The 11,969-nt window shown below is 73.1% G+C and carries 13 protein-coding genes; all 13 read left to right on the plus strand.

Features of this window, described 5'->3' with window-relative positions:
* The first annotated feature begins 1 nt into the window (after window position 1).
* Window positions 2-835, plus strand: a complete 834-nt coding sequence (locus MY520_RS10045) for a VOC family protein (protein WP_436691948.1) — start codon at window positions 2-4, stop codon at window positions 833-835.
* 209 nt (window positions 836-1,044) lie between these two features.
* Entirely contained in the window at window positions 1,045-2,610 is a 1,566-nt protein-coding gene (locus MY520_RS10050; RefSeq protein ID WP_436691949.1) for a purine-cytosine permease family protein, read from the plus strand.
* Window positions 2,611-2,728: 118 nt separating this feature from the next.
* A complete protein-coding gene (locus MY520_RS10055; protein ID WP_436691950.1) occupies window positions 2,729-3,277 on the plus strand; it encodes an aromatic-ring-hydroxylating dioxygenase subunit beta in 549 nt (182 codons plus the stop codon).
* Between the two features lie 40 nt (window positions 3,278-3,317).
* Window positions 3,318-4,724 carry an aromatic ring-hydroxylating oxygenase subunit alpha gene (locus MY520_RS10060; RefSeq protein ID WP_436691951.1) on the plus strand — a complete coding sequence of 469 codons (1,407 nt, stop codon included), beginning with the start codon at window positions 3,318-3,320 and terminating at the stop codon, window positions 4,722-4,724.
* Between the two features lie 49 nt (window positions 4,725-4,773).
* Entirely contained in the window at window positions 4,774-5,430 is a 657-nt protein-coding gene (locus MY520_RS10065; RefSeq protein ID WP_436691952.1) for an isochorismatase family protein, read from the plus strand.
* Window positions 5,427-6,695, plus strand: coding sequence for an NADH-ubiquinone oxidoreductase-F iron-sulfur binding region domain-containing protein (locus tag MY520_RS10070; protein WP_436691953.1), 1,269 nt, complete (start codon window positions 5,427-5,429; stop codon window positions 6,693-6,695). Before MY520_RS10065 ends, MY520_RS10070 begins: the two co-directional genes overlap by 4 nt.
* 13 nt (window positions 6,696-6,708) lie before the next feature.
* Window positions 6,709-6,903, plus strand: coding sequence for a ferredoxin (locus tag MY520_RS10075; protein WP_436691954.1), 195 nt, complete (start codon window positions 6,709-6,711; stop codon window positions 6,901-6,903).
* A 47-nt stretch (window positions 6,904-6,950) separates the two neighbouring features.
* Window positions 6,951-7,724 carry an SDR family oxidoreductase gene (locus tag MY520_RS10080; RefSeq protein ID WP_436691955.1) on the plus strand — a complete coding sequence of 258 codons (774 nt, stop codon included), beginning with the start codon at window positions 6,951-6,953 and terminating at the stop codon, window positions 7,722-7,724.
* A gap of 27 nt (window positions 7,725-7,751) precedes the next feature.
* Window positions 7,752-8,765, plus strand: coding sequence for a hypothetical protein (locus MY520_RS10085; protein WP_436691956.1), 1,014 nt, complete (start codon window positions 7,752-7,754; stop codon window positions 8,763-8,765).
* Between the two features lies 1 nt (window position 8,766).
* Window positions 8,767-9,909, plus strand: a complete 1,143-nt coding sequence (locus tag MY520_RS10090; protein ID WP_436691957.1) for a hypothetical protein — start codon at window positions 8,767-8,769, stop codon at window positions 9,907-9,909.
* A gap of 29 nt (window positions 9,910-9,938) precedes the next feature.
* Complete coding sequence (locus MY520_RS10095) at window positions 9,939-10,793, plus strand: carbon-nitrogen hydrolase family protein (RefSeq protein ID WP_436691958.1); 855 nt, start codon at window positions 9,939-9,941, stop codon at window positions 10,791-10,793.
* A complete protein-coding gene (locus MY520_RS10100; RefSeq protein ID WP_436691959.1) occupies window positions 10,790-11,101 on the plus strand; it encodes a hypothetical protein in 312 nt (103 codons plus the stop codon). The genes MY520_RS10095 and MY520_RS10100 overlap by 4 nt, the downstream gene beginning before the upstream one ends.
* Complete coding sequence (locus tag MY520_RS10105) at window positions 11,098-11,910, plus strand: GntR family transcriptional regulator (RefSeq protein WP_436691960.1); 813 nt, start codon at window positions 11,098-11,100, stop codon at window positions 11,908-11,910. The genes MY520_RS10100 and MY520_RS10105 overlap by 4 nt, the downstream gene beginning before the upstream one ends.
* Window positions 11,911-11,969: the final 59 nt, after the last annotated feature.

Below are 11,969 nucleotides of genomic sequence, written 5' to 3' on the forward strand. Positions count from 1 at the left end.
CATGAGGGTCATGGGACTGGCCTGGCTCGGCTCCAGCAGTCCCGAGCTCGACGCGATGACCGAGCTGCTGCACGGCCGGCTGGGGCTGCCGGTCGAACGCGAGCAGGCCGGGGCCCGCGTGTTCCGGTTCCCCGACGGCAGCGGCTTCGAGGTGTTCAAGCCGACCGACAGTGACCACGACTTCTTCGAGCACCCGGTCGCCGGGATCCTCGTGGACGACGTCCGAGAGGTCCGGGCCCACCTCGAGGCGGGCGGGATCGAGTTCGTCGGCGAGGTCCACGACGGCGTCGAGGACTCCTGGGCGACCGCGTGGTCGCACTTCCGGGCGCCCGACGGCTACCTCTACGTCCTGGTCAGTCGCCCGGAGCCGGCGCCCGTCCCGCAGCCCACCCCCTTCGACGAGCTGCGGGTCTGCCTGCGGGTCGCTGACCTCGACGGTGCCGTGCGGCTCTACCGCGACGGTCTGGGCATGCAGGTCGTCGACGAGTGGACGCACCCTGGCGGGCAGCGCGGCGTGCTCTTCGGCGCCGTGTACGCCGCGGTGGAGCTGTTCGACGACCGGCAGTGGGATCTGGTCGACCAGTCCGAGACCGGGACGACGCTGGGCCGCGACCACGGTCTGCGAGTCGAGGTCTCCGACGTCGCCGGGCTGCGCGCGCTCGCCGACCGGCTCGAGGCCGTCGGCGCCAAGGCGACCGGGGAGGTCACCCGGACCCCCTGGGAGCAGACCTGTCTGCGCATGACCGATGCGGAGGGGGAGCAGTTGACCCTCTTCGTGCTCCCCGACGAGGAGAGGACCGTCCGCGCCCGGACGCGGAGCCGGCTCACGCCCTGATCCGCCGGCTCCGCGCCGCCCAACCCGTGCTCCCGGGAGCGCGGGGTCGTCGGCGTGCGCTCGACCGGGAGCGGCCCGTCCACGGCCGGGGGACAGCCGTGGAAAACGTGCGCGGACCCATTGACTTGTGGGCTGGATCACGGTTGGTTCTCGGGCACAGAACTGCATGCATTTATGTGTGCAGTGCATCCCGTCCACTGGAGAAGCCCATGGCACTCGCACCGGACCTCTCGGCGCCGCCGCTGACGACCCGTTCCACCGACGACCCGGACGTCGTGGCGAGGCAGCTGGCCGACGACTACAGCAACCACGTGGTCCCCCTCACCGCCCGGGTGGGGCGCTGGCAGCTCACGATGTCGTTCTGGTCGCTGCTCAGTGCGATGGTGTGGCTGTTCTACGGCGCGCTGGCCTCGACCCTCTTCGGCACGCGGGATGCGCTGATCGCGATCGGCCTGTCCGTTGTCACCTATTCCCTCATCAACTGGCTGTTCACCCGCTGGGGGGCGCGCAGCGGGCTGAACAGCACACTGCTGTCGCGCCGCATGTTCGGCGTCGTCGGCGCCTCGCTCACCGCGCTGTTGATCGCGGCCAACACCACCTACTACGCGGTCTTCGAGAGCAGCACCCTCGCGGTGGCCTTCCAGCACTACACGCCGAGCTGGGACATCCGGGTCTGGTACGCGGTCATCGCGCTGGCGATGCTGCCGCTGATGCTCGGCAGCGTGCAGACGTGGATGGCCAAGCTGAACGGCTTCCTCCTGCCCTTCTACGCCGTCGGCGTCATCGCCGCGGTCATCGCAGCAGCGGTCAGGTTCCCCGACTCCGGGTGGCTCGGCTTCGAGGGGGTCGTCCCACCGGAGGCCCGGGCACTCCCCGGCTGGCTCCTGGGCACGATCCTCTACATGGGCATCTACCTGACGATGCCCACCACGGTGGACTTCGCCCGGTTCGCCAAGGTCCAGGACGAGGGGTTCCACAAGAACGTCACGTTCGGCTGGGTGTTCTACGCCTGGTTGTTCGCGGCGAACGGCGCGGCCGGCATCTTCCTCGTCCGCGCCGCGTTGCCCGGTGACCCGACGGCCGAGACCGGCGTCGTCGAGGCGATCATCGCCGCCCTCGGGTTCGTCGGCCTGCTGCTCATCGTCGTGTCGCAGACCCGCATCAACAGCCTGAACTACTACCTGGCGTCGTCGAACTGGGAGCGGCTGCTCACCAACCTGACCGGCCTGCGCCTCCGGCGGGTCGCCTGGGTCGTCGTCACCACGGTCGTGGTCTTCCTGCTCATGCTCACGAACGTCTTCAGCTACCTGCAGCAGGCGCTGAGCTGGCAGGGCGTCTTCCTCGTGGCCTGGGTCGGCATCGCGCTCACCCACTTCGCCCTGGTGCGCGAGGACCGGGACACCCCGGAGTTCCGCGCCACCCGGCTGCCGAAGGTCACCTGGGGCCTGGCGGTGTGGGTCGTGTCCGCCGGCGTCGGCATCTTCCTGCTCGAGACCACGTCCGTCCCGGCGCTGTTCACCGCCGCCGCCCAGGTGGTCGCTCTCGTCCTCAGCGTCGTCCTCTACGCGGTCGTGGTGACGGTGCTGCCGCCGCGGGTCCGCACGGGGCTGGACCCGCGCCAGGAGGTGCCCGACGCCGCGAGCACGTGGATCGAGTGCCACGTGTGCGAGGACTCCTACGTGGCCGCGGAGATGGACCGCGACCCCGGGGCCGACGACGCGCCGGTGTGCGACGCGTGCGCAACGGGACACCGTCGGGCCCACCAGCGGGCCTGACGGTGCGCTCACCGGCGGCCGGAGCCGGTCGCCGGTGAGTTGCCCGTCGCTCTTGATGTGACACGCGCCCCATGCCACACTCTCTACATACAAAAATGCATGCAGAAGGGATCCCGCGATGACGGACACCGCCTCGGCGCCCACCACCGTGAGGCCGCTGTCGATCGCCAGCCCCGAGCACGTCGAGGCCTCGGACTTCCTGGCCTACGAGGCTGAGCTGCTCGACGACCTCCGCGAGCGCGAGTGGCTGGAGACGATGGTCAGCAGGGACGTCGTCTACCAGCTGCCGCTCCGGGAGACCGTCGAGCGGGCCCGGGGGCGCGGTTTCGTCGAGGGCACCTATCACCTCAACGAGAACCACGGGTCCCTGGGCAGCAAGGTCGCCCGGAACGAGACCACCTACGCCTGGGCGGAGGACCCGCCCTCGCGGCTGCGGCACTTCGTCACCAACGTGCGGGTCCGGCGGCACGCCGACGCCGACAAGCTCCTGGTCCGCAGCAACGTGCTGATCTACCGCACCCGCCAGGACCAGACCACCCCCCAGATCCTCGCCGGCGAGCGGCACGACGTCCTCCGTCGCGAGGAGGGCGGGCTGCGCCTGCTGGAACGGGTCGTCTACCTGGACCTCACCGTCATCGGGACGCACAACCTGTCCCTCTTCTTCTGACCCACCTCCACCGACTCCGCGGCCCCTCGAGGAGAGCGACATGACCGAGATCGTCGAGCGCCCGGCCACCCCGGCCGACCCCGCCCTGCACCCGCAGGTCGACCGCCTGCTCACCCAGCTGGACGACGGGCTGCCCAAGGGCCAGGTCCCGGCCACGCTGTTCGGCAACCCGCACGTCTACCAGCAGGAGCTGCGCAGCGTCTTCGGCCGCTGCTGGGTGTTCATGGCGCACGAGTCCGAGGTCGCGGCCAACGGCGACTACGTCGTCCGCAAGATCGGTGAGGACAACTTCATCGTCTCCCGCGACGAGAAGGGCGAGCTGCACGTCCTCTTCGACGCCTGCCGGCACCGCGGCGTGCAGGTCTGCCGCGCCGACTCGGGCAACACCTCGCACTTCCGCTGCCCGTACCACGGCTGGACGTACTCCACCGACGGCTCCCTGGTCGGCGCCCCGCTGTGGCGCAACGCCTTCGGCGGCATGGACAAGGGCAAGAACGGCCTGGTCCCGGCGGCACAGGTGTCGACCTACCTCGGCCTGGTCTTCGCCACGCTCGACCCGACGGCACCGCCGCTGGAGGAGTACCTCGGCGGCATGTCCTGGTACCTCGACCTGATCTTCGGCCTGGACGCCGAGGGCCTGGAGGTGCTCGGTGCGCCGCAGCGGTTCGTCGTCGACGCCAACTGGAAGTCGGGGGCCGACAACTTCTCCGGCGACGACTACCACCTGGGCACCCTGCACCGGTCGGTCTGGGAGATCGGCGCCTTTCCGGTGCCCTTCCGCGAGAACATGATGGGCTACCACATCCAGGCGGCCCCCGGACACTCGCTGTCGTTCTCGATGGCGCCGGACGAGGACGAGCCCGGCCCCCGGTTCTTCGGCTTCCCCGAGGACCTCGCCGACACCTTCGACACCAGCCGGATCAGCCAGCACCAGCTCGACATCGCGCGCCGGTCCCGGGTCTTCGTGGGCAACGTCTTCCCGAACTTCTCGATCCTCGCGCTGCCCATGACCGAGGACGGCAGCGCCCACCCGCCGACCGGGATCATCACGATCCGCACCTGGCAGCCGAAGGGGCCCGGCCAGATCGAGATCTGGAACTGGTTCCTCGGCTACAAGCGCATGACCCAACAGCAGAAGGACCGCGCCTACCGCGCCGGCCTCGGCACCTTCTCGGTCGGCGGCGCCTTCGAGATGGACGACACCGAGCCGTGGATCACCGTCGGCCGCACCGGCCGCTCGGTCGCCGCGGAGGTGCTCGACTTCCAGCTCAACTACGAGATGGGCCTGCCCGGGATCGGCATCTCCACCCGCGTGACGGACTGGCCCGGCCCCGGCATCGCGTACTGGACCCGCTACGAGGAGGGCGTCCAGCGCAACCTCTACCGCTACTACGCGGCCATCATGCGCGCCCGTCCCGGCGACTGGCCGGACCTGCCGCCGGAGTGAGCCGGCGCGAGCCGCACGTGGACCGCAGGTCGGCACTGGGGAGGGACGCATGAGCAGCACCGGGTGGACCGCGGGGGTCCTGGACCGCTACCGGTCCGGGGGCCTCGCCGGCCGGCTCACGCCGGGGTCGTCGCCGGCCGTGGTCGTCGTGGACCTGCAGGACGGGTTCACCGACCCTGCCTGCGGGCCCGGCTTCGAGCTCGGCCCGGTCGTGGCCGGCACCCGGCGCCTCCTGGACGCCGCCCGGGCGGCCGGTGTGCCGGTGCTGTTCACGACGATCGCGTTCCCAGCCGCTGCGCGGAGCACCTGGCTGCGCAAGATGCCGGTCCTCGCCGAGCTGGTCGAGGGCAGCGGCCGGGAGCGGATAGACCCGCGCCTCGCGCCCCGCGCCGGGGAGCCGGTGCTGGTCAAGCAGAACGCCTCGGCGTTCGCCGGCACCGAGCTCGCCGGCGTCCTCGCAGGGTACGGCGCCGACAGCCTGATCGTCTGCGGCGCGACCACCTCGGGGTGCGTGCGGGCGACGGTGGTCGACGCGTGCGCCGCCGACCTGCCGACGTTCGTCGTCCGGGAGTGCGTCGGCGACCGGGAGCACGGGCCGCACGACGCCGCCCTGCTCGACCTCGACGCCAAGTACGCCGACGTGATCTCCCTGGACCGGGCGCTGGAGCTGTTGGCCGCCGTGCCGGCCGGCAGAGGTGTGCGATGAGCGCGCCGGCCGCGCCCACCGTGCCCGCCGCCCAGGCCCTGCTGTACCGGGCGGCCGGCGACCTCGCCCCCGCGCGGACGCTGCCCGGCGGCCCGGCCCGGCTGGTGGTCCCCGGCGTCGAGTCGCCGGAGTGGGGTCTCGCCGACGAGCGGCGCCTGGGCTTCCTCGCCGGCGACGCCGTCGACGGCGTCGTGGACGCGCTGGCCGCGGCCGGCCTGCGCGGCCGTGGGGGCGCCGGCTTCCCCGCCCACGTCAAGTGGCGCACCGTCGCCGACGCCTCCGGCCCGACCGTCGTCGTCGCCAACGGCCACGAGGGTGAGCCGGCGTCGGCCAAGGACCGCTGGCTGCTCACCCGCCGCCCGCACCTGGTGCTCGACGGGCTGCTGCTCGCCGCGCGGGTCGTCGGAGCCGACCGGGCGGTCGTCTACGTGTCCTCGGCCGACAGCGTCGCCGCCGCGCGGCGTGCCGTCGCCGAGGTGGCCGCGGCCGGCCTGGTCCCCGACGGGGTCCGGCTCGAGGTCTTCCGGACGACGGAGGCCTACGTCGCCGGCGAGGAGAGCGCGGTCTGCCGGGCGATCAACGGCGGCCCAGCGCTGCCGCTGGCCAAGCCGCCCCGGGTCTTCGAGAGCGGGGTCGACGGCCGGCCCACCCTGGTGTCCAACGTCGAGACGCTCGCGCAGGCCGCCTGGATCGTGCGCCACGGAGCGCGGGCGTTCCGCTCCGCCGGCACCGACGACTCCGCAGGGACGGCGCTGTTCACCCTCACCGGCGCCGGCGTGGACGGCGCCGTCGTGGAGGCGCCGCTGGGCAGCACCGTCGGCGAGCTGTTCGCGGCCGGGGGCGCCCCCCTGGAGGACCCGAGGGGGCTGCTCATGGGCGGCTGGTTCGGCGGGGTCCTGCACGGCGACCTGTCCGGGCTGGCCTGCTCGCACGCGGAGGTGGCGGCCGTCGGCAGCGGGCTCGGCTGTGCCTCGATCACCGCCCTGGGGCCCGGCGACGACGTCCTCGCCGTCGCCACCGAGCTCAGCGGCTGGTACGCCGCGGAGTCCGCCCGCCAGTGCGGCGTCTGCCGCAACGGCACCAAGGCCATCCACGCCACGCTCACCGCGCTGAGCGACGGGGACGCCGATCCCGAGCACCGGGAGAAGCTCGCCCGCTGGGGGACCACTCTCCCCGGCCGCGGTGCCTGCTCCTTCCTCGACGGCGCGGCGACGCTCGCCCGCAGCGTCGTCGCCTCCCTGACCGCACCAACGCACGGCCACTGAACGGAGAGACGCGATGCGAGTCGTCCTGGACGCCACCCGGTGCGAGGCCTACGGGGCCTGCGCCGATCACTGCCCGAGCCTGTTCGCGCTCGATGAGTGGGGCTACGCCTCGGTCATCGGCGACGGCTCCGTGCCGGCCGGCGAGGAGCAGAACGTGCGGGCCGCCGCCCACGCCTGCCCCGAGAAGGCGATCGCGGTCCTCGACTGAACGAGGACCCCTCCGCCCGACGGCAGCACACGAGAGAAGGACATCCGTTGGACCTGGAACTCACCGGCGGGACCGCCCTGGTCACCGCCGCCTCCCGCGGGATCGGCCGGGCCGTCACCGAGCGGCTGGCCGAGGAGGGCATGACCGTCGTCGCGGGCGCCCGCACGGCCGGCCGCGAGCCGGAGAAGCTGGGCGCGGGGGTCATCCAGCCGCAGGTCAGCGACCTGGCCGACGCCGAGCAGACCGCGGCCCTGGTCGACACGGTCGTCGCCGAGCACGGCCGGCTCGACGTGCTCGTCCTCAACACCCCCGGCCCGCGGATCGTGCCGGCGCTCGACACCACCTGGGCCGACTGGGCGGCCGCGCACGACCTGCTCCTGCGGCCGGTCGTCCAGCTCGCGGTGGCCGGCGGGCGGCAGATGCGCGCGCAGGGCAGCGGCACGATCGTGCTGCTCAGCTCCACCTGGGTGCGCCAGCCGGCCGCGGGCGGGGTGCTGTCGGCGTCCTACCGCTCGGCGGCGGCCGCCCTGGTCAAGACCCTGGCCGCGGAGCTGGCCCCGCACGGGGTCCGCGTCGTCCACGTCATGCCCGGGGCCACCGGAACCGACCGGATGCAGGCCATCGTCGAGAGCAAGGCGGCGAGGAACGGCACCACCACGGACGACGAGGTCGCCGCGGTGGTCAGGGACATCCCCCTGGGCCGGTGGGCGGAGGCCCGCGAGATCGCCGACGTCGTCGCCTTCGCCGCCTCCCCCCGCGCCGGGTTCATGACCGGGTCGGCCGTCGTCGTCGACGGCGGCGCGGTCCGCGCCACCTACTGACCACCAGCACCACCGAGAGAGGACGTCATGCCCAGGACCCTGACCGAGAACTTCGTCGAGCAGTTCCGGCTCTGCAACGTGCAGCCCAGCGAGACCGTCGGCATCATCGCCGAGCTCGGGCAGAAGGACGAGTACGTGGCCGCCGCCGTCGCGGCCGCCCGCCAGCTGGGCGCCAGCGCGCTGGTCCTGCACGCCTCGAGCCTGTCCAACCCGATGCTGCCCCCGTACGCCCCCGACGGCCGCGAGGTCCCGGCCCTGCTGGCCGCCGCCGGTGAGTGCGACTTCGTCGTCGACGTCACCGTCGGCGGTCTGATCCACTCCGACGTCCGCACCCGGATCACCGGCAACGGCAAGCGGATGCTGTTCGTGGCCGAGCCCAACGACGTCCTCGAGCGGCTGATGGGCGGCCCGGAGCTGCGCACGGCCGTCGAGGGCGGCGGCCGCAGGCTGCGGGCCGGCAGCACCCTCCACGTCACCAGCGCGGCCGGCACCGACCTCACCGCGGACATCTCCGGAGAGGACCTGCCGATCACCCACCAGTGGGGCTACGTCGACGAGCCCGGCCGGTGGGACCACTGGCCCAGCGGCTTCGTCGCCTGCTTCCCGAGGGACCGCTCGGCCGAGGGGCGGATCGTCCTGCAGCCGGGTGACGCCCTCATCCCGTGGCAGCGCTACGTCCGCGAGACGGTCACCATCGAGGTCGCCAAGGGCTTCATCACCGGCGTGACCGGGGACGGCGCCGACGCGCACCTGCTGCGCGACTACTTCGACAGCTGGGAGGACCCCGAGGTGTGGGCGCTCTCCCACATGGGCTGGGGCCTGCTCCCGCCGGCCCGGTGGTCGGCCTTCGACGTCTACGACCCGCGCAGCCTGTACGGGCAGGAGCTCCGCTCCACGGCGGGCAACTTCATGTGGTCGACCGGGTCGAACCGGTTCGCCGACCGCGAGACCCCGGCGCACCTCGACGTCCCGATGCGCAATTGCACCGTCGAGATCGACGACGTGGCCGTCGTGCGGAACGGGAAGCTGGTGGAGGGCTGACATGGACCGGTCGACCCTCGAGAACGCGATCCTCGCGCTGGCCCGGGACCCCGAACTGCTCGAGCGGGTGCGCAGCAACCCCGACGCCGCGGCCGCGACGCTCGGCCTGGACGCCTCCTGGGCCCGGGCGATCGTCGACGGCGACCGGGACCGGCTGCGCTCGGCCGGCGTGAACGACGGCATCACCATCCTGGTGAGCCGCTGGTTCAAGGACGACCTCGGTGACTCGGCCAGCCAGGGCGCCTTCGTCGTCGACGAGTCCTCGCCGCTGCCCCCGGCCGACGTCCCGGACGGGCTGGTCTTCGCCGGTGGGTGCTCGCACGTGCCGGACCTGCTGGCCCGGCCCGAGATCGACCCGGCCGACGGCGTCGACCGGCTGCTCGGCGGCTACCGCCGGCTCGCCGAGGACCTCGCTGCGGCGCAGCCCGACGTCGTCCTGGTGACGGCGGACTGCCACTTCCAGAGCTTCGAGACCCAGCACTTCGTGATCGGCGACGGCGCGGCGCACCGGGGGTCGATGGAGTTCTTCAAGCGGCCTGACCTGGACCTCCAGCTCACCGGCATGCCGGCGCTGGCCGCGGCGATGGCCGAGGCGGTGCGGGCGGCCGGCCAGGAGGTGGAGCTGGCCGAGCGGGTCGACCTCGACCACGGGCTGATCGTGCCGCTCCGGCTGCTGCTGCCCCGGCCGGACCTGCCGGTGATCCCGATCATCACCCAGCCGGCGCGCAGCTTCTCGCCGTTCGGGGCCCGGGCCTTCGGGCAGGCGCTGCGCACGGTGATCACGGACTCCGGCCTGCGCGTGGCCGTGCTCGCCACCGGCGGGCTGTCGCACTGGCTGGACCCCGGCAAGTTCGGCGGGGTGGACGTCGGGTTCGACACCTACCTGCTGCAGATGCTGCAGGCCGGGCGCGGGCTGGACCTCGCCTCGCTGGAGCCCTACCCGCTGCTCGACCACGGTCAGTACGAGTTCCTCAACTGGCTGATCATGCTGGGCATCGTGGGCCCGGGCGTGCGGGGCGAGGTCTACGCGTACGAGCCCATGGAGGCCTCCGGCGGTGGCTGGACGGTCGTGCACATGGACCTCGCGGCCGCCCGGGGCGCCGATGCTGGCGCCGGCCGCACCGCCGTCCCGGCGGGGGTGTGACGGTGGGCGGGACGACCAGCTGCCTCCGCGTGGGGGTCACGCAGTGGCACGCCACGACCGACGTGGCCGCAAACCTGGCGGTCGCCCTCGACCTGGTGGGCCGGGCCGCCGCCGACGGGGCGCGGCTGGTCGTCCTGCCCGAGAACGGCCTGATGCTGGGCACCAACGCCCAGATGCGGGCGCGGCTGCTGCGCGAGGACGGCCCCGAGATCCGGGCGCTGGGCGAGGCCGCGGCCGCGCACGGCGTCACGGTGGTGCTCGGCGGGATGAAGAACGCCACCGCCGACGGTGTCTTCAACTCCGCGATCGCGATCGGCCCCGACGGGCTCGTCGCCGGCCGCTACGACAAGATCCACCTGTTCGACGCGCGGGTGGGCGGTCAGTCGTTCGAGGCCAGCAGCGTCGAGCAGGCCGGGAGCGAGCCGGTGCTGCTCGACGTCGACGGGACGACGGTGGGACTGACGATCTGCTACGACGTCCGCTTCCCCGAGCTGTCCCGGGCGCTGGCGACGGCCGGCGCGGAGGTGCTGCTCGTCCCCGCGGCGTTCACGCACCCGACCGGGCGGGCGCACTGGCACACCCTGCTGCGCGCCCGCGCGATAGAGAACGGCTGCTACGTGGTGGCACCGGCGACGGTCCGGTCCCCCGAGGGGCCCGGGCACGACGCCTTCGAGACCTACGGGCACGCGCTGGTGGTCTCCCCGTGGGGCGAGGTGCTCCTCGACCTCGAGGAGCGGACCCCCGCCGTCGCCGTGGTCGAGCTCGACCTGACCACGGTGCGGGAGGTCCGCACCGCGCTGCCGGTGCTGGCTGGTACGAAGCCTGCGGCCTACCGCACGGCCCCACGGACGATCGCCGTCCCGATCCTGGAGGAGCAACGATGAGCCACGACGGTCCACCGGCCGGCACGGGGCGACCCGACGCCGCCGCGGCAACGGACCCCGAGGACCTCGCGGCGGGGGTCACCGAGGCGGGGGAGTGGTTCGGCATCGGGAACGAGTTCACCGGGGTGCGGGTCCGCAAGGTGTGGACCCGCAACGGCGAGCGGCTGGAGCTGCACGTCCCGGCGCGGAACCACCGCATCCTGCTCGACGCGATGCAGCTGGAGATCGTCGCCGCGCAGGACCCGTCGGCGTTCACCCGGCTGTTCCAGCGGCAGCTGGGCTCGGACGAGTCGGACGCGGCGCTGTGAGCACGACCAAGCGCCCCGGCACGGCGGTCGACGACCTCGTCGGTGCACTGCGGGAGCGCATCGTGTCGGGCGAGCTGCCGCCCGGCCTGCGGCTGTCGCAGCAGCAGCTGGCCGAGGACATGCAGGTCTCCCGCACCCCGCTCCGCGAGGCCCTGCAGCGGCTGGCGACCGAGGGCCTGGTCGTCACCCAGGTCAACCGCGGGATGGTGGTCGCGCCGGCGCCGCTCAGTGACGTGGAGGGCTCCTACGCACTCCGCCTGCTCGTCGAGCCGGCGATCGTCTCCGCCGTCGTCGGGACGGTGACCGAGGACGACATCGAGCGGATGACCGCCGCGCTCGCCGCCATGGAGCGGCCGGGGGCCTCCACCCGGGAGTTCCAGGCGGCGCACCTCGACTACCACCAGGTGCTGCTGAGCAGGTATCCACAGCAGGCCTGCGAACTGATCCGGCAGCTGCACACGCGCATCAACCGGCACCAGCGGATCTACTTCTCGCGGCCGCCGGCGGTCGCGGACTTCACCTGGCTGGACCGGATCTTCCTGGACGCCGTGCGGGACCGGGACGGCGACCTCGCCCGGCACCTGCTGGAGTTCCACCTGCTGGACGCGGCGATCGGTCTGGTCGCGGAGGTGGAACCCGAGCACCGCTACGACTCGCTGCGGGTCACCCTCTCCGGGATGGGCGTGGAGGTCGAGGGGCTCGACCGCGACGACCTGCGCCGGCCGGCGTCGCTGCGCTGGCTGCGCGCCACGCCGCCGGGCCTCCCGGAGCTGAAGACCTCGAACCTCGAGTACACCGGCGCGGGCTAGCCCCGCCCTCCCCCCGGTTCCACAGCACGGGCCAGCGCCCCCTCGGGGCGCTCCCACCC

Source organism: Geodermatophilus sp. CPCC 205506 (assembly GCF_051383635.1).
Taxonomy (GTDB): domain Bacteria; phylum Actinomycetota; class Actinomycetes; order Mycobacteriales; family Geodermatophilaceae; genus Geodermatophilus.